This window comes from uncultured Arthrobacter sp. (assembly GCF_947493765.1).
Lineage (GTDB): Bacteria > Actinomycetota > Actinomycetes > Actinomycetales > Micrococcaceae > Arthrobacter_D.
On the sequence record NZ_CANLSZ010000006.1, the window covers coordinates 131,425 to 155,816 of the forward strand.

Annotated in this window: 26 protein-coding genes; 15 read left to right on the forward strand and 11 right to left on the reverse strand. The window is 69.6% G+C overall.

Translation table 11 applies throughout. The annotated features are described in order from the left end of the window. Positions 1-3: 3 nt before the first annotated feature. Complete coding sequence (locus tag Q0747_RS10650; protein ID WP_298254418.1) at positions 4-465, forward strand: hypothetical protein; 462 nt, start codon at positions 4-6, stop codon at positions 463-465. 84 nt (positions 466-549) lie between these two features. Here Q0747_RS10650 and malQ read toward each other — a convergent pair whose 3' ends face one another. The 3 genes from malQ to Q0747_RS10665 form a co-directional block, all read right to left on the reverse strand. After that, positions 550-2,697 (reverse strand): 4-alpha-glucanotransferase, encoded by a 2,148-nt coding sequence (gene malQ, locus Q0747_RS10655; RefSeq protein ID WP_298254420.1) that lies wholly within the window; start codon positions 2,695-2,697, stop codon positions 550-552. A gap of 103 nt (positions 2,698-2,800) precedes the next feature. Then, positions 2,801-3,814 carry an MBL fold metallo-hydrolase gene (locus Q0747_RS10660; RefSeq protein ID WP_298254422.1) on the reverse strand — a complete coding sequence of 338 codons (1,014 nt, stop codon included), beginning with the start codon at positions 3,812-3,814 and terminating at the stop codon, positions 2,801-2,803. 123 nt (positions 3,815-3,937) lie between these two features. Continuing rightward, positions 3,938-5,323 carry an OFA family MFS transporter gene (locus Q0747_RS10665; protein ID WP_298254424.1) on the reverse strand — a complete coding sequence of 462 codons (1,386 nt, stop codon included), beginning with the start codon at positions 5,321-5,323 and terminating at the stop codon, positions 3,938-3,940. Positions 5,324-5,510: 187 nt separating this feature from the next. On the opposite strand from Q0747_RS10665, the gene Q0747_RS10670 reads away from it, so the two are divergent. Next, entirely contained in the window at positions 5,511-6,839 is a 1,329-nt protein-coding gene (locus Q0747_RS10670; RefSeq protein WP_298254426.1) for an APC family permease, read from the forward strand. 29 nt (positions 6,840-6,868) lie between these two features. Here the strand turns inward: Q0747_RS10670 and Q0747_RS10675 are convergent, their stop codons facing one another. After that, positions 6,869-7,411, reverse strand: a complete 543-nt coding sequence (locus tag Q0747_RS10675; RefSeq protein ID WP_298254428.1) for an acyl-CoA thioesterase — start codon at positions 7,409-7,411, stop codon at positions 6,869-6,871. 61 nt (positions 7,412-7,472) lie between these two features. Between Q0747_RS10675 and Q0747_RS10680 the strand changes: the two genes are divergently transcribed. From Q0747_RS10680 to Q0747_RS10690, 3 genes are all read left to right on the forward strand, one after another. After that, entirely contained in the window at positions 7,473-8,210 is a 738-nt protein-coding gene (locus tag Q0747_RS10680; protein WP_298254430.1) for a maleylpyruvate isomerase family mycothiol-dependent enzyme, read from the forward strand. Between the two features lie 65 nt (positions 8,211-8,275). After that, positions 8,276-9,277, forward strand: a complete 1,002-nt coding sequence (locus tag Q0747_RS10685) for an NADP-dependent oxidoreductase (RefSeq protein ID WP_298254432.1) — start codon at positions 8,276-8,278, stop codon at positions 9,275-9,277. 13 nt (positions 9,278-9,290) lie between these two features. Next, on the forward strand, positions 9,291-10,076 hold the full coding sequence (locus Q0747_RS10690) for a sulfite exporter TauE/SafE family protein (protein WP_298254434.1): 786 nt from the start codon (positions 9,291-9,293) through the stop codon (positions 10,074-10,076). A 12-nt stretch (positions 10,077-10,088) separates the two neighbouring features. On the opposite strand, the gene Q0747_RS10695 is transcribed toward Q0747_RS10690, so the two are convergent. After that, a complete protein-coding gene (locus tag Q0747_RS10695) occupies positions 10,089-10,751 on the reverse strand; it encodes a pyridoxal 5'-phosphate synthase (protein ID WP_298254436.1) in 663 nt (220 codons plus the stop codon). A gap of 95 nt (positions 10,752-10,846) precedes the next feature. On the opposite strand from Q0747_RS10695, the gene Q0747_RS10700 reads away from it, so the two are divergent. Beyond that, entirely contained in the window at positions 10,847-11,245 is a 399-nt protein-coding gene (locus Q0747_RS10700; protein ID WP_367277706.1) for a hypothetical protein, read from the forward strand. After that, a complete protein-coding gene (locus Q0747_RS13910; protein ID WP_367277707.1) occupies positions 11,239-11,436 on the forward strand; it encodes a phosphatase PAP2 family protein in 198 nt (65 codons plus the stop codon). Before Q0747_RS10700 ends, Q0747_RS13910 begins: the two co-directional genes overlap by 7 nt. An 11-nt stretch (positions 11,437-11,447) precedes the next feature. Here Q0747_RS13910 and Q0747_RS10705 read toward each other — a convergent pair whose 3' ends face one another. After that, positions 11,448-12,755 (reverse strand): PQQ-binding-like beta-propeller repeat protein, encoded by a 1,308-nt coding sequence (locus Q0747_RS10705; RefSeq protein ID WP_298254438.1) that lies wholly within the window; start codon positions 12,753-12,755, stop codon positions 11,448-11,450. 139 nt (positions 12,756-12,894) lie between these two features. Here Q0747_RS10705 and Q0747_RS10710 point away from each other — a divergent pair, with 139 nt between their 5' ends. Together Q0747_RS10710 and Q0747_RS10715 are read left to right on the forward strand one after the other, a co-directional pair. Next, positions 12,895-13,317 (forward strand): DUF4190 domain-containing protein, encoded by a 423-nt coding sequence (locus tag Q0747_RS10710; protein WP_298254440.1) that lies wholly within the window; start codon positions 12,895-12,897, stop codon positions 13,315-13,317. A gap of 37 nt (positions 13,318-13,354) precedes the next feature. After that, on the forward strand, positions 13,355-14,173 hold the full coding sequence (locus Q0747_RS10715; RefSeq protein WP_298254442.1) for a DUF1684 domain-containing protein: 819 nt from the start codon (positions 13,355-13,357) through the stop codon (positions 14,171-14,173). A gap of 76 nt (positions 14,174-14,249) precedes the next feature. Here the strand turns inward: Q0747_RS10715 and Q0747_RS10720 are convergent, their stop codons facing one another. Together Q0747_RS10720 and Q0747_RS10725 are read right to left on the reverse strand one after the other, a co-directional pair. Then, positions 14,250-14,771 carry a mycothiol transferase gene (locus tag Q0747_RS10720; RefSeq protein ID WP_298254444.1) on the reverse strand — a complete coding sequence of 174 codons (522 nt, stop codon included), beginning with the start codon at positions 14,769-14,771 and terminating at the stop codon, positions 14,250-14,252. Between the two features lie 131 nt (positions 14,772-14,902). After that, positions 14,903-15,601: a FadR/GntR family transcriptional regulator gene (locus Q0747_RS10725; protein ID WP_298254446.1), complete on the reverse strand. Its 699-nt coding sequence runs from the start codon at positions 15,599-15,601 to the stop codon at positions 14,903-14,905. 73 nt (positions 15,602-15,674) lie between these two features. Between Q0747_RS10725 and Q0747_RS10730 the strand changes: the two genes are divergently transcribed. Further along, positions 15,675-16,985, forward strand: a complete 1,311-nt coding sequence (locus Q0747_RS10730; RefSeq protein ID WP_298254448.1) for an alpha-hydroxy acid oxidase — start codon at positions 15,675-15,677, stop codon at positions 16,983-16,985. A 98-nt stretch (positions 16,986-17,083) separates the two neighbouring features. Here the strand turns inward: Q0747_RS10730 and Q0747_RS10735 are convergent, their stop codons facing one another. After that, positions 17,084-17,446: a cupin domain-containing protein gene (locus Q0747_RS10735; protein ID WP_298254450.1), complete on the reverse strand. Its 363-nt coding sequence runs from the start codon at positions 17,444-17,446 to the stop codon at positions 17,084-17,086. A 60-nt stretch (positions 17,447-17,506) separates the two neighbouring features. Then, positions 17,507-18,535, reverse strand: a complete 1,029-nt coding sequence (locus Q0747_RS10740) for an alpha/beta fold hydrolase (protein WP_298254452.1) — start codon at positions 18,533-18,535, stop codon at positions 17,507-17,509. Between the two features lie 105 nt (positions 18,536-18,640). On the opposite strand from Q0747_RS10740, the gene Q0747_RS10745 reads away from it, so the two are divergent. The 5 genes from Q0747_RS10745 (at position 18,641) to Q0747_RS10765 (ending at position 22,959) form a co-directional block, all read left to right on the forward strand. Continuing rightward, a complete protein-coding gene (locus Q0747_RS10745) occupies positions 18,641-18,949 on the forward strand; it encodes a hypothetical protein (RefSeq protein WP_298254454.1) in 309 nt (102 codons plus the stop codon). A gap of 64 nt (positions 18,950-19,013) precedes the next feature. Further along, entirely contained in the window at positions 19,014-19,799 is a 786-nt protein-coding gene (locus Q0747_RS10750) for a hypothetical protein (RefSeq protein ID WP_298254456.1), read from the forward strand. Positions 19,800-19,836: 37 nt separating this feature from the next. Continuing rightward, complete coding sequence (locus Q0747_RS10755) at positions 19,837-21,153, forward strand: alpha-amylase family glycosyl hydrolase (protein ID WP_298254458.1); 1,317 nt, start codon at positions 19,837-19,839, stop codon at positions 21,151-21,153. An 86-nt stretch (positions 21,154-21,239) separates the two neighbouring features. Further along, positions 21,240-21,506 carry a hypothetical protein gene (locus Q0747_RS10760; RefSeq protein ID WP_298254460.1) on the forward strand — a complete coding sequence of 89 codons (267 nt, stop codon included), beginning with the start codon at positions 21,240-21,242 and terminating at the stop codon, positions 21,504-21,506. 361 nt (positions 21,507-21,867) lie between these two features. Continuing rightward, on the forward strand, positions 21,868-22,959 hold the full coding sequence (locus tag Q0747_RS10765) for an SDR family oxidoreductase (RefSeq protein WP_298254462.1): 1,092 nt from the start codon (positions 21,868-21,870) through the stop codon (positions 22,957-22,959). 169 nt (positions 22,960-23,128) lie between these two features. Here the strand turns inward: Q0747_RS10765 and Q0747_RS10770 are convergent, their stop codons facing one another. Next, positions 23,129-24,229 (reverse strand): sorbosone dehydrogenase family protein, encoded by a 1,101-nt coding sequence (locus Q0747_RS10770; RefSeq protein ID WP_298254464.1) that lies wholly within the window; start codon positions 24,227-24,229, stop codon positions 23,129-23,131. Positions 24,230-24,392: the final 163 nt, after the last annotated feature.

Sequence of the window (24,392 nt, forward strand, 5' to 3'; positions counted from 1 at the left end):
GGCATGAAGAACAAACTGGTTTTCACAGCAGGAATGGCGGCCGGGTTCGTCCTGGGAGCCCGCGCGGGCAGGGACAGCTACGAGCAGATCAAGACCAAGGCGCAGGAACTGTGGGGCAACCCGAAGGTCCAGGAGACCGTGAGCTCCACCGCCGAGACGATCAAGAACAAGGCCCCGGAGGTCCAGGACGCCGTCAAGGACGGCCTCAAGAACATCGGGTCCGACGACAACGATGGCGCGAAGGCGCCCGACAAGCCGGGCAAGGATTCCTCCGCCACCGGGAAGTCGCCGTCGGCGACCTCCGGCAACGCCACCAACGAAGCCTCCGGCAACAAGACCACCGGGGCGTCCGGTAACGGGACGTCCGGCACCGGGACGGGACCCAGCGGTGGCGATCCTCGGACCATCGAGGACACCCCGTTCACGGCGCAGGACGAGGACACCCGCCCCGACCTCGGGCAGTAGCACCACCAGTCGCGTACGACCGCGCGCGTACGACCGAGGGCCCCGACACGTGTCGGGGCCCTCGGTCGTGGTGCGGGCGGCCGGTCAGGTCGCGGGAGGCAGCCCCAGTGCGGCCACGAGGGACGCGAAGCGCCGGTTCCCCGCGAGATCCCCGGCGAGGACCACGTGACCGTCCGCGTCCGCCAGCGGGATCTGCCAGTTCGGGTACTCGTCGTTGGTCCCGGGCTGGTTCTGCGTGCGGCGCTCGCCCACCGTATCGGCGAGCGCGACGCCGAGCAGGACCGACGGGGTCCGGCCGATGAAGCCGTGGAGCGCCTCGACGGTCTGCTGCAGCCCCGGCGCGTCACCGACCAGCAGGCCGCGCTCACGCAGGAGGTCGAGGAACCTCTTCTGAACGGCGCGGTCCTCCGCCCGTTCCTCCTCGACGGGACGACTGAGCAGACCGAGTTCCTCCCGCAGCAGGACGTGCTCACCCTCCAGGTAGCCGGCGCTGGGCGGCAGATCGTGCACGGTCACGGTGGTCAGGCACGCGGCACGGTACGCCTCGGGAGGCAGCGGTCCGTCGTCGTCCTGCTCGAACCAGAGGATCGACGTGCCGAAGATCCCGCGCTCGCCCAGATACTCCTGGACCCCCGGCTCGAAGACGCCGAGGTCCTCGCCGATCACGATCGCACCCGCCCGTTCCGCTTCCAGCGCCAGGATGCCGATGAGTGCCCTGTGGTCGTAGTAGACGTAGGCGCCCGCGCCGGGTGCCTGGCCCTGCGGGATCCACCAGAGCCGGAACAGCCCGAGGATGTGATCCACCCGGATCCCTCCGGCGTGGGTGAGGATGTTGCGCAGCATGTCGCGGAAGGCTGCGTACCCGGAGGCGGCCAGGCGCTCCGGATGCCACGGCGGCTGACTCCAGTCCTGGCCGTGCTGGTTGAACATGTCCGGCGGGGCACCCACGCTGATCCCGGCAGCCAGGACGTCCTGCAGCGCCCAGGCGTCGGCTCCGCTCGGGTGCACGCCCACGGCGAGATCATGCACCACGCCGATCGACATGCCCGCGTCCTCGGCGGCACGCTGGGCCCGCTGCAACTGCTCGTCCAGGAGCCACTGCACCCACTCGTGGAACTCGATGCGCACCGCGTGGCGTTCCGCAGCCCGCCGCGCTTCCGGCGAACCCGGCCGGCCGACGTCGTCCCACGCTGCCGCGCCCGGCTCCAGCGTCTCGGCGAGGGCCGACCAGAGGGCGAAGTCGCCGAGTCCCTGACCCTGGCGCGCACGGTAGGCGTCGAAGGCGTGCTGGCGCTGGTCGTCGCGTCCGACGGCGAACAGGAGCTCGAGCGCCTCCAGCTTCGCGGCGTAGGACGGATCCCGGTCGAGCAGGCCGGCGGTGGTGTTGGCAGCGGCGAACGACGCCGCAAGATCGTCCACGCGGGCGCGGGCAGCGCGGTCCAGGAGGGCGTACTCGGGGATGTCCTCGATGCGCAGATAGAGCGGGTGGAAGAAGCGCCGCGTGGTGGGCAGGTAGGGGGAGGGCTCCACCGGAGGCTTCGGTTCCGCGGCATGGAGGGGATTGACCAGGACGAAGCCGCCACCCTGGTCCGCCGTGGCGCGGGCTATCTGCCCGAGGTCGGCGAGATCGCCGATCCCCCAGGACTCCGCCGAGCGCACCGAGTAGAGCTGGGCCATGAGCCCCCAGGTGCGGCTGTCCATGAGCGCTGCCGTGGTGCTGAGGCGGTCCGGGGTGACCACGAAGGTGCACGACGAGTCCTCGCCGTCCACCCGGGCGTGGAGCGTGTGCCAGCCGAGTGGCAGCTCCTCCGGGAGCACGGCCTCCCGGCGCTCCAGCTGCTGTCCGTCCACGGTTCTGCTCAGCGTCGCGGCGCCGACCCTCCCGTCGTGACGGACGCCGTCCTCGTCGACGACCCAGACCTCCACCGGGGCACCGGAGGGCACGTGGAGGGCCACGGGGTCGGTGTCGCTCCGGCGGACCACGACGACGGCGGGGAGGACGGAGCGCCATTCCCTGAGCTGCGCGTCCTGAAGAGCATGGTCGATCCGGGCAGCGGAGGAGGCATCGACCCCCAGGGCGGCGAGCACCAGGACGAGGGTCTCCGGGGCCACGTGAGCGGGCTCGCCGTCCCACCCCTTGAACGTGGTTGCCACCCGGTGCGCGGCTGCGAGCTGCTCGAGGGGCGGAGGGCTGGACGCTGCGGCGTCCTGGTACTGGGTGGTGTCTGCCATGCCTTCAATCTAGGCGAGCCGGAGCCGGGCGTGTATTCGGGCCGCTGCCCGCGCCCGGAGGAGACCCGACGTCCGTCCGGTGCCGCTGTGTTCTCCGGCGGCCCTAACGCACGGGGCCGGACCTGAGGAAGTCCACGTGCATCGCGGTCTGGCTGAGTGCGGACAGCAGGTGCAGGCCCTGCAGGCCGTCCCAGCCCGCCGTCCAGGTCAGGCGGGAGGCGATGTCCCAGATGGGCGGGGCCTCGGATCCCGGCGCGGTCTCCTCGAGGATCGCCCCCACGTCCCGTGTGCGTGCCAGGTGATGATCGCGGCAGGCACGGGCCCTGTCACCGAGACCCCGGAACCGGTGGCCGTGGCCCGGGAGCGCCTCGTAGTCGCCGTAGGGTTCCAGTCGCTCCACCGACTCGATGTAGTCCGCGAGGGGATTCGACGCCGTCGTGCCGCCGAGGCCCAGCCCGGCGAAGACGGTCGGCAGCACGTGGTCGCCCGTGAGGAGCACTTCGTGGTCGTCGTCGCGCAGGCAGATGTGCCCCGCGGTGTGCCCGGGGGTCGCCAGCACCTCGATCCGGCGACCCTGGACAGCAAGGGTGTCGCCGTCGGCCAGATCGTGGTCCACGGCCACCGCTAGTCCCTCGGGTGAGCGATCGACGAAGCGGAGCAGGTCCGGCCGCCTGGTCTCCGGGACACCCCAGCCCTCCAGACGTCCGAGCGCCTCGTCCGGGTCCAGCAGGCGCGTGCTGTGCTCCTCGAGCACCTGCCGCTCCACGCCGTGCAGGGCGAAGGCGGCTCCCGACGCGGCGCGGAGGCGGGCCGCCAGACCCACGTGGTCGGGGTGCAGGTGGGTCCCCGTGATACCGGTGACGGCGCGGACCCCGCCGCTGTGGGGCGCGAGCTCACGGAGCACCGACTCGAGCCGGGCCCAGTTGGCGTCGGAGTCCCACCCGGGATCGATCACGTGGATGCCGCCGTCGTCACCCCGCAGCAGATAGGTGAGGGAGTAGGCGAGATGGCCGCCCGGCATCGGCTGCGCCAGCGCCCAGATGCCCTTGCGCACCTCCTCCGACGCAGGCATCCCACCGCCCTCGGGGTTGGTGGGATGCCGTTCGTCCGGTGTCATGCCTCGACCCGGTGGTCTCAGCCGCCGAACAGTGCTGAGACGCGGATGAGGGTCTGGGTCACGCCGTAGACGAGCGGCACTGCGACCAGCGCCCAGACGAAGACGATCCGTGCTGCGGCCATCTCAGGCCTCCTTCACTAGTTCTTTTTTCTCCCGGGCAGGTTCGTGGAACCGGGAGTCGACGGGCTTGACGAGCAGGTTGGCGATGAACCCGATGACCAGGAGGACCACCATGGTCAGGAGCGCCGGCTGGTAGGCACCGGCCGTGAGCTCGCCCGGCGTTCCCTGGGCGTCGAGGAAGGCGTTGACGATCAGGGGCCCCGCGATGCCCGCCGCGGACCAGGCGGTCAGCAGCCGGCCGTGGATGGCCCCCACCTGGAAGGTGCCGAACAGGTCGCGCAGGTAGGCCGGTGCGGTGGAGAACCCGCCGCCGTAGAACGAGATGATGATGACGGCCATGGCGACGAACAGGAGGGTGGTCGAGGATCCGGCGAGGGCCAGCACCACGTACAGCAGCGCTCCGACACCGAGGTAGACCATGTAGATGCGCTTGCGGCCGATGACGTCCGACGCCGTCGACCAGAGGAAGCGGCCCGCCATGTTGCCGATGGACAGCAGTCCCACGAAGCCGCCGGCGACCGCCACGGACACCGCGGTGGTGCCGTCGGCGCCCCGGAAGAAGTCCTGGATCATCGGGGAGGCCTGCTCGAGGATGCCGATCCCTGCCGTCACGTTGCAGAACAATGCGATCCAGACGAGCCAGAACTGGCGGGTCTTGATGGCGTTGGAGGCCGAGACGTTGTCCGTGGTGATGAGCTTGCGGGTCTTCAGCTTCGACGAATCGAAGCCCTCGGGCTTCCAGCCCTCGGCCGGGACCTTGATGGTGAATGCGCCGAACATCATGTAGACGAGGTAGATGGCGGCGAGGGTCAGGAACAACTTGCCGACGGCGTCGCCGCTCGCCACCCAGCCCTCGACACCGGAGTTCGGGTCGTACATGCGCAGCAACTGGGTGGACAGGGGACTCGCGATGAGGGCGCCGCCGCCGAAGCCCATGATCGCCATGCCGGTGGCCAGGCCCGGGCGGTCCGGGAACCACTTGATGAGCGTGGACACCGGTGAGATGTAGCCGATGCCCAGGCCGATCCCGCCGATGACGCCGTAGCCCAGGTAGACGAGCCACAGCTGGTTGGTGAAGATGCCGAGGGCGCCCACCAGGAACCCGGAGGTCCAGAACAGGGCCGAGGTGAACATCGCCATGCGTGGACCGTTACGGTCCACCCAGGTGCCCAGGAAGGCTGCGGACAGTCCCAGCATGACGATCGCGATCGAGAAGATGATGCCGATCTGGGTCAGGCTGGCGTCGAAGTGCGAGGTCAGTGCTGTCTTGTAGACGCTGGTCGCGTACGCCTGTCCGATGCACAGGTGGACGGCGAGCGCTGCCGGTGGGATGAGCCATCGGTTGAATCCTGGTGGAGCGATCGTATGGTCGCGGCTGAGCCAACTCATCGATAGCCTTTCTGTGGGCGTGGGTGGCCGCCTGCGGCCATCGGTGATGAGGGTAATTATGCGGTCTGTCACACATGATCGTGCAAATTCCACCGTCCGCACCCCCGTGGCGCGTCGGCCGGTGCGGTGGTGAAAGGTGCGAGAAGAGGATACACAGCCTGCTTAGGGATTCCCCTAGACTGACGCCATGGCCTCGACGGAGCATGTCCCCGACACCCGACTGAAGCGCGGCATCTCGGGGCCGCTGCTGTATCTCTTCATTCTCGGCGACGTCCTCGGAGCCGGCGTCTACGCACTCGTCGGCGTGATCTCGAAGGAGGTGGGCGGCGCCATCTGGATCCCGCTCATGGTGGCCCTCGCCCTGGCGCTGCTCACCGCCGGGTCCTACGCGGAACTCGTCACCAAGTACCCGCGAGCCGGCGGCGCCGCGGTCTTCGCGGAGCGGGCGTTCAGGACACCGTTCATCTCGTTCCTGGTGGGCTTCTGCATGCTCGCCGCGGGGGTGACGAGCGCCGCCGGTCTGGCGCAGGCCTTCGCGGGTGGCTACCTCACCACGTTCATCGACGTCCCGGTGGTGCCCGCCGCACTGGTGTTCCTGGTGCTGCTCGCCCTGCTGAACATGCGCGGGATCAAGGAATCGGTGCGCAGCAACGTGGTCATGACCGTCATCGAGGTCTCCGGGTTGGTCCTGGTGATCGTCGTCGTCGGGATCTTCATCAGTGCCGGCAACGGGGACATCTCGCGTGTCAACGAGTTCCCGCCGGGCGTGGGCCCCGCCACCGCGGTCCTGTCGGCCTCGCTGATCGCCTACTACTCGTTCGTGGGCTTCGAGGTCTCCGCCAATGTCGCCGAGGAGGTCAAGGACGTCAGTCGTGTCTACCCGCGGGCGCTCTTCGGTGCTCTCCTGACCGCCGGCATCGTCTACCTGCTGATCGGCCTCGCGTCCTCCGTGGCGCTCCCTCCGGAGGAGCTCGCCGGGTCCACCTCGCCCCTGCTCGACGTCGTCGCCGCCACGGGAGCGGGGATCCCGAACTGGCTCTTCAGCCTCGTGGCGCTCGTGGCGGTCGCCAACGGCGCGCTGCTGACCATGATCATGTCCAGCCGCATCACCTTCGGCATGGCAGAACAGGGCCTGTTCCCCTCGGTCTTCGACCGCGTCCTGCCGAACCGGCGCACCCCGTGGGTGGCCATCGTCGCCACGACCCTGGTCGCCATGGCCCTCACCCTCACCGGCGGGCTCGAATCCCTGGCGCAGACCGTCGTCCTGCTCCTGTTGTTCGTCTTCCTGAGCACCAACATCGCCGTGATCGTGCTTCGGAAGGACACGGTGGCCCACCGGCACTTCCACATCCCGGTGATCTTCCCCTACCTGGCCATCGCGTCCTGCGTCCTGCTGCTGACGCAGCAGACCGGGGAGATCTGGCTCCGTACGGGGATCCTCCTGCTGGTCGGGGGCTCGCTGTTCGGCATCCAGCACCTGGTCCGCAGCCGCTCCGGTCAGCCTGCGGATCGGTAGCACGCCCTCGGCAGACCCGCCCTGCGCGCCTACCAGCCGTGCGGTGCGGGCTTCCGGGTGCTCGGCAGGGCGTTGTTGAGCCGCCACTCGTGGATCCAGGCGGGGAGCACCAGATCCTCCGGTGGCGCACCGAAGGCCGCGATGATCTCCTCGTTGCTGACCGGGCGGGTCGGCGAGACCAGACGCGTGGCGATGAATGCCCGCGCGTAGATCTCCCCGTCCACCACGGTGCGCTGCTCGAAGTAGATGGCGCGCTCGTCGAGACCGATGATGCGCGTCTCGATCGTGTAGTGCAGGCCCAGCGTGAGCGACTTGCGGAAGCTGATCGTCTCCCCCGCCGCCACCGGGTTCCACCCCCGACGGCGCATGGTCCGCCACACTCCGCTGCGCACCATCAGGTCGAATCGGCCGAGGTCGAACACCGAGAAGTACATGCCGTTGTTCATGTGCATCGCGATGTCGATGTCGGTCGGCAGGACCCGCATCCGCACGCTGCCCGACGCCCAGATACTCAGGGCCGAGCGCCGGCGGGAGGTCACGAGCAGCAGCAGGGTGCGGAGGATCAGGTGCATGCCGGTCACATTACCCGCCGGTAACATCGTCGGGTCCGAGGTGCGCGCCTACACTCGAGGAATGAGCCGACCCTCTCCCCACGCCCTGTCCTTCGACCGGTACCGGGAGCTCCTCGACCGGGAATACCTCGCCCTCTCCGCCCTCGTCCAGCCCACCCTCGACCGGCCGGTGCCCGCCTGCCCCGGCTGGAACGGTGAGGACCTCGTCCGGCACACCGCGATCGTGTTCCTGCACAAGGCCGAGACCATCAGGACGGGAGAGAAGCCCAGCCACGGCTGGCCGCCGCTGAGCGTCGGGAGCCTCCCTCCGCAGGCCCTCCTCGAACACTGCCATGACCGCCTGATCGAGCAGTTCGACGCCCACGAGCCCACGGACCCGGCGCAGAGCTGGGTGCCGGAGGACCAGACCGTGGGCTTCTGGATCCGGCGCCTCACCCATGAGACGGTGATCCACCGCTTCGACCTCGAGGACGCGGCTCCGGGGACCACCACGCCCCTGGACCCTGAGCTCGCGGTGGACGGCGTCGACGAGGTGCTGTTCGTCATGCTCGCGCGGGGCAAGCCGGACCCGGATGCGTCGGGCGGAACCATCAGGCTCGAGGTGGGACCGCACTCCTGGGACATCCGGCTCGATCCCCAGCGCGCCGTCGTCGAGCGCGACGTCCCCGCCGTCGGGCTGCCGACCCTGCGCGCGGACGCCGAGCAGATGCTCCTGTGGCTGTGGGGGCGGGCGCCGCGGCCCTTGGATGCGCCGCCGACCGCCGTCGAACTGCGGACGCGGCTGGCGCGATTGCTCTGACCGGAATAATTGCCCTGGGCCAATAGTTCGCTCGAGAAGGCAACGATCAGCACCAGGAGCAGTCAATGACCAGCAGTACCCAGATCCAGCTCACCACGCGCCCCGTCGGCACACCGACCAGCGAGAACTTCTCGACCGTCTCGGTCGACCTGCCCGCCCTCGGCCCGGACGAGGTGCGCGTACGCAACGAGTTCGTGTCCGTTGACCCCTACATGCGCGGACGCATGAACGACACGAAGTCCTACGTCCCGCCGTTCGGCCTGGACGAGACCATGACGGGCGGCGCGGTGGGCCGGGTGGTGGAGTCGACGTCGGACACCCTTCCCGTGGGGACCGCCGTGCTCCACGGCTACGGGTGGCGCGACGTGGCCCAGGCACCGGCTGCACAGTTCTCGGCCCTGCCGGAGACCGGTCTGCCCCTGTCCGTCTTCCTCGGTGCGGCCGGCATGACCGGTCTGACCGCCTACGTGGGGCTCAAGCGCATCGCGGGTCTCGCCGAGGGCGAGAGCGTGTTCATCTCGGGCGCCGCAGGAGCCGTGGGCTCGATCGCCGGGCAGGTGGCGCGGAAGCTCGGGGCGTCGCGCGTCATCGGCTCCGCAGGATCGGCCGGGAAGGTCGCGGTCCTCCGGGAGAAGTACGGGTACGACGACGCCTTCAACTACAAGGACGCGCCCGTCAGGGAACAGCTCAGGGGACTCACGCCCGACGGGATCGACGTGTACTTCGACAACGTGGGCGGGGATCATCTCGAGGCCGCACTCGACCGGCTGAACACCGGCGGGCGCGTGGCCCTGTGCGGGGCGATCTCCCAGTACAACGACACCGAGCGTTCCCCCGGTCCGGACAATCTCTCGAATCTCGTGACGCGGTCACTCCGGCTCGAGGGCTTCACCGTGGGGCAGCACCAGGACCTGCAGGCCGAGTTCGCCGAGAAGATGACCGGCTGGCTCCACGACGGCAGCGTCGTCTTCGACGAGACCGTGGTGGACGGGATCGGCAACACGGTCGATGCCTTCCTCGACATGATGAACGGCGCCAACACGGGCAAGATGCTCGTGCGCATCTGATCACCCGGTTCCTGTGACTCCGGTGCTCGAAGTTCTCGTGATCCTCGCCGCAGCCTTCTGGGCGGGCATGATCAACGTGGTGGTGGGCTCCGGCACACTGGTGACCTTTCCCACCCTGCTGCTCTTCGGCTATCCACCGATCGTCGCGAACATCTCCAACAGCATCGGGATCGTGGGTGGTGGGCTCTCCGGATCCTGGGGTTATCGTCGCGAGATCGCGGCGAACAAGCGACTCCTGCTCAGGCTCCTTCCCCTCTCGGTCCTCGGCGGTCTCGCCGGTGCCCTGCTGCTGCTGGTGCTGCCCCCGGAAGCCTTCCAGGCCATCGTGCCCGCGCTCATCGTCCTGGGCCTGGTCATGGTGGCGGTGGCGCCCCGGGTCCAGCGGGCGGCGGCAGCGAAGGCGGGTGAGGCGGCGCCCGATGCGGCGCCCTCCCGGCGTCGGGCCCTGCTGCTGCTCGCGGGTATCGGCCTGCTCGGTGTCTACGGCGGGTACTTCGGCGCCGCGCAGGGCATCCTGATCGTGGGTCTGATGAGCCTGGTCACGATGGAGAGCCTGCAGCGGATCAATGCCATCAAGAATGTGCTGACCACGGTGGTCAACGGCGTCGCCGCGCTCACCTTCGTCGTCGCCGCGCCCGGGTCCATCGACTGGACGGTGGTGCTGCTCATCGCCGTCGGCGCGACCCTGGGCGGGCTCGTCGGGGCGCGGGTGGGCCGCCGGCTCTCGCCCCTCACGCTGCGGATCACCATCCTCGTGATCGGCACCCTCGCCCTCGTCCGCATCGTCTTCTTCGGCTGAGCGACCAGCACCTCACGGCCAGAGCAGCTCCCTGCGCCACCCCGCACCGAACCGGGTGTACAGCAGTCGCGTGTGCAGTCTCTGCTGGTCGGCCTGCCAGAACTCCACCGCCTCCGGGGCCACCGTGAAGACGGTCCAGGTGGTCGACGCGATGCCGTCCGCCGCTTCGAGCCGCTGCACCTGCTCCTCGACGGCGGTATCGAGCACCCGGCGGCTGTCCATCACTTCGCTCTGCCCGCCGGCGAGCACGAGGGCACGGGCCACGGGGTGGCGCCGCTGGAAATCGGCGTCGTTCTCCTCGGTGGTGCCGATCGACACCGCACCCCGGATGCGCACCTGCCGCCCGGCCGCCGGCCAGAAGAACGTCAGCGCGGCGGCCGGATTCGCCGTCAGCTGGCGTCCCTTGGGACTGTCGCTGCTCGAGGCGACCTGCCATCCGGCCGGGGTGAGGTCCTTCAGGATCACCACGCGGGCGTCCGGCGTGCCGTCGTCGCCCACCGTGGACAGCGTGACGGCATGGGGCGCCGCGACGTCGTCCGCCACCGCCTGCCTCAGCCACGCGAAGAACAGCTCGATCGGCGACTCCGGTGCCGCCCCCGGATCGAAGAACGGCATCTCGTCCGGGAAGACCGGAACACCTCGGACGACGTCGCGGATCAGCTCTGGCTCGCTCATGGCGTCAGCCTAACCCGCGACGCCGTCCCGTGGGCCGGCCTTCCGCGCACCGCCGACGGGCCGCCCGGACGCCCGGATCGGCATAGGCTCGGTTCATGCCGGCACACCAGGACCAGTACGTAGGGACCCGGGACCTCACGTGGTGGCGGACATCCGTGGGGCGCCTCCTCGTCCGCAGTCTCGCGCCCCTCGTCCGGTGGATCGGCCCGCATGCCGCGCTGCTGCTCATCGTCGGGATCGGGGGTGGGATCGCGGCGGCGCTCACGGCGGCGTCGGCCGAGGTGTACGAGGCGGTGGTGGAGTCCGACGGCGTCGCAGCCCTGGACCGGCCCGTCCTGGAACTCGCGGTGTCGCTGCGGCAGGACTGGTTCAGCGCCTTCATGACGGGATACACCACCATCGGCGGGCCGATCGGCATGCCCGTCCTCGCGCTCGGGATCATGGTGCTGCTCGCGGTCCGACGCCGCTCCTGGACAGACGCACGCGGGTGCTGATCGTGGCGCTGGCCCTGGTCTTCGCGGTCACGATGGGGCTGAGCCGCGTGTATCTCGGGCACCACTGGCTCACCGACGTCCTGGTGGCGTGGACGATCGGGATTGCCTGGCTCGCCGTCGTCATCACCGCACACCGGCTGTTCCTCACCTTCCGGCTCCTCGGGGCGACGCCGGAGGACCACACCGCCTGACCGCCCGCGCATCAGGACCCGGGGGCAGTCCCGTCCTCGGCGCCGGCGAAGCCGCCGTCCCCGCCGATGGGGAGGATGTAGACCGTGGCGTTCTGGCTCGCCACCACGAGCGTGGTGCCGTCCACGATCACCGGTCCCGCCGGGGCGAGGACGCCGTCGAGCTCCACCCTGCCCTGGATCTCGCCCGTCCGCGGATCCAGCGCGAACACGGCTCCCTTCACGGTGCCGAAGTACACGGACCGACCGTTCGTGGCGGGTGCGCCCTTCACGGCCCCGGTGGGTGCATGCCAGAGCTGTTCGCCGGACTGCAGATCGTACGCGTAGGACTCCTTGGTGGTGGGGCTCCCCACGAACACCGTGCCCTCGTCGATCATCGGGGCACCGGAGCGGTTGTTGGAGCTCACGGGGCCGCTCCCGAGATCGTGGCGCCAGACGACCTCGCCGGTCACGGCATCCAGTGCCAGGAGTTCGTGCGTCTCCCCCACGATCTCGTCCGCGTCGTCCCTGACGGCGTGCATCAGCGTGGTGACCACCAGTCCGTCGGCGACGGCCGGCGGGACGTCGTCGAGCCCGGCGGTGGCCGCCGGGAGCTCCGTACGCCACGCGAAGTCCTTCGCCTCGGTGTCGTACGCATAGACACGGCTGGGCGTGGTGCTCCCGCCGCCGAAGTAGAGCACGCCGTCGGCGGCCGCGGGAGAGGACATGCTCACCCAGTTGGGCAGCGACTCCACCCTGCGTTCCTCACCGGTGTCCGGGTCCAGCTCGTAGAGATGCTTGTCCCCGGTGACGGCGTAGAGGGAGCCACCGACCAGCGCCGGGGTCGGCATCACGGCACCCTCGGTGTCGTAGCGCCACAGCGGCTTGCCCGTCGCGGCGTCCAGGCTCAGCAGACCGCTCTCGCCGAGTCCGCGCACCCGATTGTCGCCCGGCTCCCACTCCGGCTCGAGCCGGTTGCCGAAGCCCACGTAGATCCGCCCGTCCTGGTAGATCATCTCCGAGTGCACCCAGTTGGGGGCCTTCTGCTGCCAGACCAGCGCGCCGGTGACCAGGTCGAAAGCCTGCAGCTCACCCGAGTCGTGGTTGCCCACGAACATCTTCCCCGCGGCGATCACCGGCGTTGACCGGACCTCGTTGGCGGTGGCGATGGCACCTGTACGGATCTCCGTCAGGCCGCTCGTCACCTCCGCGTTGTTCGTCGCGGCGCTGCGGTACTGGGTCCACTCCGAGGACTCGACCACCCGTGGGGTGTCGAGGACGAGTCCGAGCGCGACGATCCCGAGAAGCGCGGCAGCGGCGGCGACCAACCGGATGAATGTCATCTCTGGAATATACCCGCCCCGGGACGCATCGCTCCAGGGTCGGAGTGCCCGGATGCGCGGGAGGACGGGACGCGGCATGATGAGGTACACGAGCAGGCGCCGTGGTACACCCCGAGAGCAGTCGAGCAGGAGGACCCCCATGTCCCATGATCCCTACGGCACCGAGAACCGGTTCCCCGGCGGGCACGAGAACCCCTACGACGGCGGTGCGCACAGGGCGCAGGGCGTCGACGGCCCCTACCGGCCGGAGCAATACCGGGGGTCCTACCAGCCGTACCAGTCCGGGTTCTACCAGCCGTCCTACGAGCGGCTGGAGGGGGAGAAGGCGGCGCAGCTCTCCCTCATCTTCGGCCTGGTGGGATTCTTTGTCGCGGGCATCGTCTTCGGACCGCTCGCCATCTGGCAGGCCAGGAAGGCCGAGGGCTTCGGTGTGCCCGCGACGGCCGGGAAGATCCTCGGCTGGATCACCACCATTTTGTACGGACTGGCGATCCTCGCGGGCGTCCTCTTCGTCGTCATCATCATTGCGGGCTTCGGAGCGGCCGCGAGCTACAGCAACTGAGCCCCGACTCCTCGATCCGACGCTCACGAAGGACATCATGGACGCCCCTACTCCGACCGCCGAGGAACGCTGGCAGCATTTCCGGGACAGGCGCGACGCCGAGCTCGCCGAGCCGCACGGCTGGCTGACGCTCACCTCCCTGCAGTGGCTGGGCGACGAGCCCTCGACCGTGGACCTGGTGCCGGGACTGTGGGCATCCGCGGAGGGCCGGGCGCGCCTGCTGGCCGGAGCCGCGGACGGGCTCACGGAGGTCTCCAGCGGCCGCCCCGTGGAGGGCGCCATCACCGCTGCGCTCGACGACGAGGAGTCCCTCTCGTGGGTCTCCTACGGCGGGGAGGACGGCCACCGGATCGTGGTGGAGCTGGCCCGCAGGGCGGGTCGGTACGCCATCCGCACCCGCGACGCCCTCGCACCCACGCTGACGGACTTCAGCGGCGTGCCCGTCTTCGGGTACCGGTCCGATCTCGTCCTGGAAGGCCACTTCGAGCCCTATCCCGCCCCTCTCGTGGAGCGGATCACGATGGCGCACCCGGAGGTGCCCGGCCTGCAGACCAGTGTGGGCGAGATCGTCTTCTCCCTGCCGGACGGCCCGCGGGAGATCCGGCTCCGAGCCTCCCGCGAGGACACGGGCGCTTTGTCCATCACCTTCCACGACTCGACCAACGGCACCACCACGGCGCCCTGGCGGAAGCTCACGACGCCGGCACCCGGCCCGGAGGGTGCCGTGGTCCTGGACTTCAACCGGGCCGTCAACTACCCCAGCGCGTTCACGGCGTTCGGCACGTGTCCCATGCCGGTACGCTCGAACGTGATCGACGGACCGATCGAGGCGGGGGAACAGCAGCCCCGCGGCTGACGGCCGGTGCGCAGGTCCGGGCTGCACTGCGCGGGGTCGGTCGACGGCTCGTGGGCTCAGTCGTCAGTGCGCAGGTTCAGTCCGTTCGGTCCCCGGCCAGGATGATGCCCCGGGCGTAGGCCGCCTGGCCGGCGTGCTGTACGGCGTCGTCGAGCATGCTCACGAGCCGCACCAACAGGGTCACGGGTGGGTCCCACCGCTCGTCCACCACCTGCTGCAGGTCCTCCTCCCGCAGTCCGGCGACCAGCGTCATGGCCAGGCGATGGACTGCGTCGAAGTAGTCCAGCAGCTGCTGCGCCGACTCCACCTGCACGGCGTCCACCTGGTCCGCCGTGTGGCCGAAGCCGGTGTCCTCGGGCTCCAGCGACAGATCCCAGCGCTCCGCATGGCCCTCGGCACGCCAGAGCTCGGGATGCCCGAAGGCCTCGGCCAGATGGGCGTCCTGCACGCGGGTCAGGTGCCAGACGAGCCACCCCACGGGGTTCGCGGAACCGCCCGGACGCACCGACAGCTGGGCGGCGTCGAGATCCCCGACGGCGCCGCGCACCAGATCGGGCAGGCGCCCGAATGCTTCGGTCAGGACGGCGACGGCGCTCATGCCCGGCCCTGCCCGGTCGGGGCTGCGCCCCGGATCTGCGCGGTGTACTCCATGGTCGGCTCCTCGTCCGTCGGGTGCGCGGCGTTCCGCTTCCTGCAGTGTAGGCACCGGATCCCCGTCCCGCATCGCCGTCATGCACCGGCGTTGCCGTGCACCCCGGATTCCCGGTAGAAGCCCTCGATGTGCTCGCGGAGCAGCACCGCTGCCCGTTCGCCGTCGTGGGACAGGATCGCCTCGAGGACGGCCCGGTGCTCGCGCCGCAGCCGCGCCGACGTGGCTTCCCAGTCCGGGAGACCCGCGGTGAGGCGCTGGGTGTACTCGGCGATAGAGCCGCGGAGGGAGCCCATCATGGCTCCGATCAGCACATTGCCCGTGGCATCGGCGAGCGCCACGTGGAAGAGCGCGTCCCGCTCGAGGAAGCCGGCAGGGCCGTCGTCGTGCGCGTCCATCTCGTCGAGGAGCACCGCAGCGCGCCGGAGCGCGGGCGACTCCGGCGCCGCGTGCGCCACGGCCCAGGTCTCGAGCAGCAGCCGGGTCTGGACGATGTCGCCGACGGGCAGGTGCGCGCTCGCCACGTGGAGCCGCAGCGCCGAGTCGAGGGCGAGCGCGGGGTTGGCGGTGATGACGGTCCCGGCCTGCGGTCCTGATCCGACGCCGGCCCGGACGACACCCAGGGCCTCCAGCACGCGGGTGCCCTCGCGGACCGACGCCCGCGAGATGTTCAGCTGCTCGGCCATGGCCCGCTCCCCCGGCAGGCGGGAGCCGATGGCCAGACGTCCGGCGCCGAGCTCACCCTCGAGCCATGCCGAGACCACCTGGTGATTACGCATGGCGCCAGCATAGCTTGTGTGGTCGGACCACATGGCCGTAGAGTCTGCCTGACCAGCGGCACCCCCCGCGACGATGCCCGACGACGAGCGAAGGCACCCCATGCAGCTTCCTTCACGACCATCCGTCCCTCCGGCCCTGCGGCGGAGGATCCCCAGTGTCGGCGACCTAGCACCCCTCATGCAGTTCAAGCGGCCCGAGCTCGGGACGGCCGCCCGGCTGCGGCGGGCCCACACCGTCTGGGATCTGCGCGAGCAGGCCAAGCGGCGCACCCCCACGGCACCCTTCGACTACACCGATGGCGCGGCCGAGGCGGAGATCTCCCTGCGCCGTGCCCGCGAGGCCTTCCTCGACCTGGAGTTCCGGCCCGGGATCCTCCGCGACGTGGAGACCGTCAGCACCACCACGCCAATCCTCGGGCGAACCTCGGCGCTGCCCTTCGGTATAGCCCCCACGGGCTTCACCCGCATGATGCAGTCGGAGGGGGAGTACGCCGGATCGCAGGCGGCCGAGGCCGCCGGCATCCCGTACACGCTCTCCACCATGGGCACCGCGTCCATCGAGGACGTGGCACGGGCAGCGCCGGGCGGGCGCAACTGGTTCCAGCTGTACCTCTGGACGGATCGGGAGCGCTCCCTGGAGCTGATCCGTCGCGCCGCTGCCGCGGGGAACGACACCCTGATGGTCACGGTGGACACCGCCGTCGCCGGGGCCCGCCTCCGCGACGTCCGCAACGGCATGACCATCCCGCCCGCCCTCACGCTGAAGACGGTGGTCGATGCCTCCTACCGGCCCGCCTGGTGGTTCAACTTCCTCACCCACGAACCGCTCTCCTTCGCCTCGCTCTCGCGCTACTCCGGCACGGTGGCCGACCTCATCAACTCGATGTTCGATCCCACCCTCACGTTCGAGGATCTCGACTGGCTGCGCGGGGTGTGGAAGGGCAATCTGGTGGTCAAGGGGATCCAGACCCTCGACGACGCGAAGAAGGCCGTGGACCACGGGGCCGACGGCATCATCCTCTCCAACCACGGAGGCCGTCAGCTGGATCGGGCCCCGATCCCCCTGCACCTGCTGCCCCGGGTCGCCGCCGAGCTCAAGGGCAGGACGGCCATCATCCTCGATACGGGCATCATGAGCGGCGGGGACATCGTCGCAGCGATCGCCCTCGGTGCCGATTTCACCCTGATCGGCCGCGCCTATCTCTACGGACTCATGGCCGGTGGCCGCAGGGGTGTGGATCGGACCATCGAGATCCTCGGATCGCAGACCGCCCGCACCATGCAGCTGCTCGGCGTCAACAGGGTCGAGGACCTGACCCCCGACCACGTGCACCTGCTGGGGTCTGCCGCATCCGATGTCGGGCAGGCGGAGCTGACGCGGTAGTGCTCGTGGCCTTCTGAGGCCCCTACTCCGCCGAGACCGCAGACCGTACCGCTTGGCCCCCTTCGCGCCGGTCGCTTCTGCTGTCTCGACCGGAGAAGTCACAGCTCCTGCAGGGCGGCCGTCCGCTCCCCGCCCGCATCACCGGTGTTGACCGTCCCCTTTGGCTCGAACAGGAGCGCGGTTACCTCCTCCTCCGCACGGGGACAGTGCTCGACGCCGGCGGGCACCACGAACACGTCGTCCGGACCGAGCTCCACGTCGCGGTCGCGGAGCTGGATGGTCAACCGGCCGCTGCGCACCAGGAAGAGTTCGTCGGTGTCCGGGTGGGTGTGCCAGACGAATTCGCCCTGCAGCTTCACCACCTTCACGTCGTAGTCGTTGATACTCGTGAGCCGATGCGGCTGCCAGTGCTCCGAGATCAGGTCGAGGGCGGCGGAGACATTGCGGACGTCGGATTCCATGCCTCCATCATGACCGACCACGCGCCTGCTGCCGTGGAGGTCATCGATGCTCGACGCAGCCTAGGTCCTGCCTCGCCCGCGCGCCTCGGCCTGCTGCTCGCGGCCGGTCTCCACGAGGTGGTCGCTGTCCGTCTTGTTACCCATGAACTCGGTTGCGATTCCCTGGAACTCGGCGGCCAGGGCACGTGCCCGTTCGCCGGGAGTGAGGGACGCGGCCTCCTTCGGCAGCTCGGGGACGACGGCGATCGCCCCGCCGTCGTCCGCCCCGCCGTCGTGCGCTTCCCGGGAGGCCTCCGAGGCCACTGCGGGATGATCCGCGAGGTGCCCGCTCGCGTGGCGTACGCACAGGGCGGCCACCTCACGGGCGTGGGCGTGCATCACCGAGTGCGCCGCTCCCTCGATCTCCACCACCGTGGCGGTCCGGAACGCCCGGCCCAGGGCCGCCACCCACGGACGGGGGCACACGGCGTCGTGCTCGCCGCGGATGATGAGCGTGGGAGTCCGGACGCGGGCGGCGGTGCGCTCGATCGGATACGTCATCATGCGCGGGAGGATCTTGAAGAACCAGCCGAAGCCGCAGGTCAGATAGGCCACCACGGCGAGGAAGGTGACGCGGAAAGGTTCGTGCCGCGCCGAGCGCAGGAAGCGCACCGCCTGGACCGGGAGGGAGCGCGCCGCCGCGTCGATCACGGGGCTGATCAGCACCAGGCTCGACAGGCCGGACTGATGGGCCGCGAGGTCCGCGCAGATCTGCGCGCCCATCGAGTGACCCACCACGATCGGGTCCTCGAGGCCGAGCTCGTCGATGGCAGCACCGACGAGCTCGCCGAACTGGCCGATGGACAGCGCCGTCCGGGCGTGCGGGACGCCGCCGAAGCCCGGGAGATCCAGCGCGTACACGGGCCCGAACTGCCTCAGGTGGGGCGCGAGCTGTTCGAAGTAGTGCGAGGACACCCCGATGCCCGGCACGAGGACGAAGGCGCGCTCGCCCTCCTCGCCCACGGAGGTGGCACGCGCCCACAGGCCGTTCCGGTGGATCCGCTGCACGGTGATGTCCGGACCGGTGTCCGATCCTCCCAATTTCGCCACACCTCATTCTCGGACAGGAGCTCGCGAAAGCCCCAATCGGGCTTATCATGCATCCAGTGGCTCCGTCCCGGGCGGACGAGGAGCACGGGCCCGCAGGAGACGACGATGCAGCGTAGGCGGAGGCAGTACCCCCTGGGATACCGGCGTGCGCGATCCCTGATGGTGGTGATCGCCCTGTTCTGGTCGTGGCTGTGGTTCGGCGGTGCCGCGACGCTCCGGCTTCTCCACGGGTCGCCCATCCATGAGGTGCTCGCGGTGTACGCGCTCGCCGTCGTCGTCCTCGTCTCGATCCCCGCCGCCCTGCTCGCCGTCGCGACCCTGGTCCTCACCCGCCCGCGGGCCACGGTGGTGCAGCTGCCGGCGACCACCGCCTCACAGGCCGTCGCCCGACGCCTCGATGGGAAAGCCTCCTGAGGCAGGCACTCGTTGTAGCCTTGCCGGAGCGGGCCGTGGGCCCGGCGGCCGTCGAAGGAACCCCATGCCACGTTCAGCAGCACCCCTCACAGGACTCGCCCTTGCAGCCCTCCTCGCCCTGAGTGCCTGCTCCTCCGGCACGGAGGACGAGCCGACCGGGGACACGACGGCGGAGGCCACGGCGTCCGCGAGCGCCACGGCAGCGAGCACGGCAGAGGCCGGAGACACGACGGCGGAGACCACGGCAGCCCCCGGCGCGGGCTCCTACTCCTCGGAGGAGCTCACCACCATCCTCGGAACGGTGGAGCTCCCCGACGGCTCGGCACTGCAGGTCCTGCCCACGGAACAGCTGGACCAGAGCATGGAGCTCGCACGCGAGTTCCTCGACTCCGTGGAGATCATGCCCGAGGAGTGCGGGGTGTTCGTCGCGAACACCCTCGAAGCTCCCGAGGGCGCCGGCTACGCCACGGGGGTGGCGATGTCCGACGGCGACGCCGTCCAGACGGTCGTCTCGCTGGCCTCCTCCACGGACACCGCCTTCGCCGAGGACCGGATCGAGGCCTCGGACGACGCCCTGGGGGCCTGCTCGACCTTCAGCGTGGAGACGCAGGGGCTCACGGTCGACCAGGAGGTGGAGCGCCTCGAGGCGGAGACCGAGGCGGACAGGACCTTCGGCACCCTGACGCACCAGTCCTCGGCGGATGCGGGTGAGCAGGAGACCATGACCGTCGTCGGGCTCCGCGGAGACCTTGCTGTGACGGCCCTCCGGACGGCGCAGGGCTCCGTCCCCGAGGGTTCCCAGGAGGAGCTGCAGGAGCTGATCGACGCCACGCTCGCAGCAGCCGGTTAGCAGTGTCCGTGGGCCGGAGACGACGGAAGGCAGCACAGTGACCGAACCCGACTGGGTGCAGCACGCCATCTGGTGGCAGGTCTATCCCCTGGGCTTCGTGGGCGCGGAGAAGGCGGCCACCTCGAACCCTGCAGCCCCGCACCGGCTGCTGGATCTCGTGGGATGGCTCGACTACGCCGTGGAGCTCGGGGCCTCCGGACTGGCTTTGGGCCCCATCTTCGCGTCGGAGACGCATGGCTACGACACCACCGACTACTTCGCCGTCGACTCCCGCTTGGGCACGCTCGAGGATGTGGACACCCTGATCGCCGAGGCGCACCAGCGCGGGCTGCGGATCCTGCTCGACGGCGTCTTCAACCACGTGGGACGCTCGTTCGCGCCATTCCAGGAGGTCCTGGGAGCCGGCCCGGAGGCGCGGACGGCGTCGTGGTTCTCGCTCGACTGGCCCGACGGCGCGGGTCCCGGCGTCGAGCCCGGGTACCGCGACTTCGAGGGCCACCACCACCTCGTGGCACTGAACCATGCGGAGCCCGCCGTCGCGGATCTCGTCGTGGAGGTCATGCAGTTCTGGCTGGACCGGGGTGCGGACGGCTGGCGGCTCGATGCCGCCTACGCCGTCCCGTCCCCGTTCTGGGCGGACGTGACCGCCCGGGTGCGGGCCGCGCATCCGGACGCCTACTTCGTCGGGGAGTACATCCACGGGGACTATGCGGCGGAGGTCGCTGCCGGCGGGCTCGATTCGGCCACGCAGTACGAGCTGTGGAAGGCCGTCTGGAGTTCCCTGAACGACGGGAACTTCTTCGAGCTCGCCGCTGCGCTCGAACGGCACACCGCGCTCCTGGGTTCCTTCGCCCCACTCACCTTCGTGGGTAACCACGATGTGACCCGCATCAGCAGCAAGCTCGACGACGCACGGCTGCTGCCGCTCGCGCTCGTGGTCCTCCTCACCGTGGGTGGCACGCCGTCCGTGTACTACGGGGACGAGCAGGGCTACCGCGGCGTCAAGGAGGACCGGATCGGGGGTGACGACGACATCCGGCCGCTCTTCCCACCGTCGCCGGAGGACCTCTCGGCGATCGGGCAGCCCGTCTTCGCGCTGCACCAGGAGCTCATCGGACTCCGGCGCCGCCACCCCTGGCTGCACCGCGCGACGACCGAGCTGCTGCAGCTCTCCAACGAGGTGCTCTCCTACCGGGCCGTCGACGGTGACGATTCACTCGTGGTGGCGCTCAATCTGTCCGGTGCCGAGCAGCGCGTCGACGCCGGGGGTGCATCCACCGTGCTCGGTGGTCAGGCAGCAATCGACAACGGTGCGGTGATCCTGCCGCCGCAGGGCTGGGGCGTCCTGGACTGAGGGCAGGCTCCGGCTCGGGCCGGCGATACTCGACCGCCGGCCCGTCGAGAGGATAATGGACGGACACGCACCGCAGAGGGGGATCGATGGGTCAGGACGAACCGGATACGGACCCGGGCTTGATCACCTTCACGCCGTGGCCGCGCCCCATTCCCTCGCACGTGCTCGGTGGCCTGAAGAAGGTCCTGCTCGTGGTCGTGATCCTCGTGGGGGTCCAGCAACTGTTCCCGTCCACCACCCTCGGATCCTCGTTGAGCAGCACCTTCAGCCTGCTGGTGGTGCTGTCCTGGCTCGGGCCGATCGGGCGTGTCCTGGCGTCCCGGCCGTGGGAGAGGAAGTCCGCGGAGGACTGACACAGTGCTGGTATCAGGACTCGCCCACCGATTTCCTGAGTGATCGAACTCGACCAGTACGCGTCCGTCCGCCAGACGTGAGCGGCAGCGCAGAGAGCTGCGTCCTGGGCAACGCTCAGACTTGCCGCCTCAGATCGCAGCAGCTGACGAGTGCACCGCCGACGCCAGTCAGATCAGTTCACGTGGCGACGTAGAGTGAGTCCCTCGATTCTGGCTCTGTGGGTCCCGCATGATCTGCCGGGGTCAGACTGCTCGGGAGACAGCACCACAGCGAGATGTCAGGTGAGAAGGTTCTTCATGAGCCCGTCTTCCGCCACAGGCTCACGTGACTCATTAGCAACCACGGGAACGAGAACACACTATGGCAAACTCCGCTCAGGAGATCGGCTCCCCGCAGTACCCCGTCGCCCTGGTGGTGGGGGCCAGCGGTATCGCCGGTTCGGCGATCGTCGAGCAGCTGACCCGCACGGAGGGCTGGGAGGTGCTCGCCCTCTCCCGCAACCCGGTCTCCGGCAGTACGGCCCGACACATCGGCGCCGATCTCCGTTCCCCGGAGAGCATCGCTGCGGCCCTGAACGGCGAGAGGCCCACGCACGTGTTCTTCACCGCCTGGTCCCGCCAGGAGACCGAGCAGCAGAACATCGAGGTTAACGCCGGGATGCTGCGCAACCTCCTGACCGCTCTGGACCGTGCCCCCGTGGAGCACATTGCGCTGATGACGGGGCTCAAGCACTACCTGGGCCCGTTTGATGCGTACGGCAAGGGAAATATGCCCGACACCCCGTTCCGGGAGGACGAGCCGCGACTGCCGGTGGAGAACTTCTACTACGCCCAGGAGGACGAGCTGTGGACCGCCGCTGCACGCCAGGGCTTCCGCTGGTCCGTGCACCGGGCTCACACGGTAATCGGCTACGCGGTGGGCAATGCCATGAACATGGGCCTGACCCTGGCAGTGCAGGCCTCGATCTGCCGGGAGACCGGCCGCCCGTTCGCTTTCCCCGGCTCAGAGACCCAATGGAACAGCCTCGTCGACATGACCGACGGGTCGTTGCTGGCAGAGCAGATGGTCTGGGCCGCGACGGAGGCCCCCGGGAGCGAGGCTTACAACATCGTCAACGGCGACGTCTTCCGGTGGCGGTGGATGTGGCCGAAGCTGGCGGCCTGGTTCGGGGTCGAGTGGGAGGGCTTCTCCGGGGAGCCGCGGCCCCTGGAGGAGCAGATGCGCGGCTCCGAGGACGTCTGGGCCAGGATCGTGGAGAAGCATGGCCTCGTTGAACCCGACCTCGCGCGCGTGGCCTCCTGGTGGCACACGGACGCCGATCTCGGCCGTCCCATCGAAGTGGTCGCCGACATGAGCAAGAGCAGGCTCGCTGGGTTCACCGGCTACCGGCGCACCCAGGACTCCTTCATCGACCTGTTCGACCGCTACCGCGCCGAGCACGTCATACCCTGACGCCCAGGTGCGGACCTCGGACAACACTCAGGTTTCTCTCCGGACCCGATCGAGGCGACGCGCAGTGTCGAACAGTTCGCGCGTCATCTGAATGTGGTCTGGGTCCCCGAAGACATCCTGCGCCTGGGCGAAGAACGAGGATGGATGAGGCGTCGACGTCCACCGCGCACTAGCCTGCGGCAGCGGGATCCAGCCGTAGCACGCGGTCGTCGTCCTGTTGCGGGTCGCCGCGACCGTCGGTGTTGTTGGTGAGCACCCGAAGCGTGCCGTCCGGGGCGACGGCGACATCGCGGAGTCTCCCGTACTCCCCGACGAGGTGCTCGGTCGAAGTGGAGGTGTCGTCCAGCGGCACCTCGCGCAGTCGCTCGCCCCGCAGATTCGCTATCCAGATGCTGCCCTCCGCGATCGCCATTCCACTGGGACTGGCGTCGGCCGGAGCCCACTGCTGCACGGGGTCCACGAAGCGGTCATCGGCGGCCAGCCCTTCGACGACCGGCCAGCCGTAGTTCCGGCCGGACGCGATGACGTTGAGCTCGTCCCAGGTGTCCTGCCCGAACTCGGCGGCGTACATCATGCCGTCGTCGTCCCATGCCAGGCCCTGCGGATTGCGGTGCCCATAGCTGTACACCGGGGATCCATCGAACGGGTTGTCCTGCGGCACGTCGCCGTCCTGGGTAAGGCGCAGGATCTTGCCGGAGAGCGAATCGCGGTCCTGGGCCGCCTCGCGGTTCCCGGCGTCGCCCACCGTCACGTACAGCATCCCGTCAGGTCCGAACGCGATCCGACCCCCGTTGTGGGTCCGCGCCGACGCGATGCCGTCCAGGACGGTCTCGGAGGGGCCGAGGCCCAGGGAGCCAGGTGCGCCGGTCAGCTCGTAGCGCTCCACCCGGTTCTCCTCCCCCGCGGTGAAGTAGGCGTACAGGTGGTCGTCGCGGACGGCGAGGCCCAGCAGGCCCCCCTCACCCATCGGCGTCGCCGCGTCGATGGTCGCGATCTCGCGCTGCTCGCCGTCGGCCGTGGGCTCGAGGATCCGGCCCGAGTCCCGCTCGCTGACCAGCATGGTGTCACCGTCGAAGGCGATCGACCATGGCGCGTCGAGACCCGAGGCGACGGTCGAGATGTCGAAACCACCGGAGCGCGCAGGAGAGGCATCCGGCTGCCCGGATGAGGACTGACCGGGGTTCGTCGTGCACCCGGCCAGCAGTACGACCAGCGTTGCGTACGCCAGCACTGTGGCCGCACCGCGCCAGGCCGGGATCGACGTTCTCATGCTGATCCTTCCGTCGGGGCTTCGATGTTTGGGGTCACGCCGCCGCCTGTGCCGTCAACGCTAGATGTTGTGGGTCATGAGGTTGATGACACGGGTGGGTGTGTTGGTGTGAAGAAGGGGTAGGTCTCTGGTTGCAGGATGGAAGTACCTCTACAAGCCATTC

Bases quoted from the DNA above. Each gene is read 5' to 3' on its own strand.
- Q0747_RS10680 (WP_298254430.1), top strand. From the start codon at position 7,473: ATGAGCCGACCCTCTCCCCACGCCCTGTCCTTCGACCGGTACCGGGAG.
- Q0747_RS10710 (WP_298254440.1), top strand. From the start codon at position 12,895: ATGTCCCATGATCCCTACGGCACCGAGAACCGGTTCCCCGGCGGGCAC.
- Q0747_RS10705 (WP_298254438.1), bottom strand. From the start codon at position 12,755: ATGACATTCATCCGGTTGGTCGCCGCCGCTGCCGCGCTTCTCGGGATC.
- Q0747_RS10695 (WP_298254436.1), bottom strand. From the start codon at position 10,751: ATGAGCGAGCCAGAGCTGATCCGCGACGTCGTCCGAGGTGTTCCGGTC.
- Q0747_RS10715 (WP_298254442.1), top strand. From the start codon at position 13,355: ATGGACGCCCCTACTCCGACCGCCGAGGAACGCTGGCAGCATTTCCGG.
- Q0747_RS10700 (WP_367277706.1), top strand. From the start codon at position 10,847: ATGCCGGCACACCAGGACCAGTACGTAGGGACCCGGGACCTCACGTGG.
- Q0747_RS10685 (WP_298254432.1), top strand. From the start codon at position 8,276: ATGACCAGCAGTACCCAGATCCAGCTCACCACGCGCCCCGTCGGCACA.
- Q0747_RS10735 (WP_298254450.1), bottom strand. From the start codon at position 17,446: ATGGAATCCGACGTCCGCAATGTCTCCGCCGCCCTCGACCTGATCTCG.
- Q0747_RS10750 (WP_298254456.1), top strand. From the start codon at position 19,014: ATGCCACGTTCAGCAGCACCCCTCACAGGACTCGCCCTTGCAGCCCTC.
- Q0747_RS10745 (WP_298254454.1), top strand. From the start codon at position 18,641: ATGCAGCGTAGGCGGAGGCAGTACCCCCTGGGATACCGGCGTGCGCGA.
- Q0747_RS10675 (WP_298254428.1), bottom strand. From the start codon at position 7,411: ATGCACCTGATCCTCCGCACCCTGCTGCTGCTCGTGACCTCCCGCCGG.
- Q0747_RS10770 (WP_298254464.1), bottom strand. From the start codon at position 24,229: ATGAGAACGTCGATCCCGGCCTGGCGCGGTGCGGCCACAGTGCTGGCG.
- Q0747_RS10720 (WP_298254444.1), bottom strand. From the start codon at position 14,771: ATGAGCGCCGTCGCCGTCCTGACCGAAGCATTCGGGCGCCTGCCCGAT.
- Q0747_RS10760 (WP_298254460.1), top strand. From the start codon at position 21,240: ATGGGTCAGGACGAACCGGATACGGACCCGGGCTTGATCACCTTCACG.
- Q0747_RS10730 (WP_298254448.1), top strand. From the start codon at position 15,675: ATGCCCGACGACGAGCGAAGGCACCCCATGCAGCTTCCTTCACGACCA.
- Q0747_RS10725 (WP_298254446.1), bottom strand. From the start codon at position 15,601: ATGCGTAATCACCAGGTGGTCTCGGCATGGCTCGAGGGTGAGCTCGGC.
- Q0747_RS10765 (WP_298254462.1), top strand. From the start codon at position 21,868: ATGGCAAACTCCGCTCAGGAGATCGGCTCCCCGCAGTACCCCGTCGCC.
- Q0747_RS10670 (WP_298254426.1), top strand. From the start codon at position 5,511: ATGGCCTCGACGGAGCATGTCCCCGACACCCGACTGAAGCGCGGCATC.
- Q0747_RS10650 (WP_298254418.1), top strand. From the start codon at position 4: ATGAAGAACAAACTGGTTTTCACAGCAGGAATGGCGGCCGGGTTCGTC.
- Q0747_RS10665 (WP_298254424.1), bottom strand. From the start codon at position 5,323: ATGAGTTGGCTCAGCCGCGACCATACGATCGCTCCACCAGGATTCAAC.
- malQ (WP_298254420.1), bottom strand. From the start codon at position 2,697: ATGGCAGACACCACCCAGTACCAGGACGCCGCAGCGTCCAGCCCTCCG.
- Q0747_RS10660 (WP_298254422.1), bottom strand. From the start codon at position 3,814: ATGACACCGGACGAACGGCATCCCACCAACCCCGAGGGCGGTGGGATG.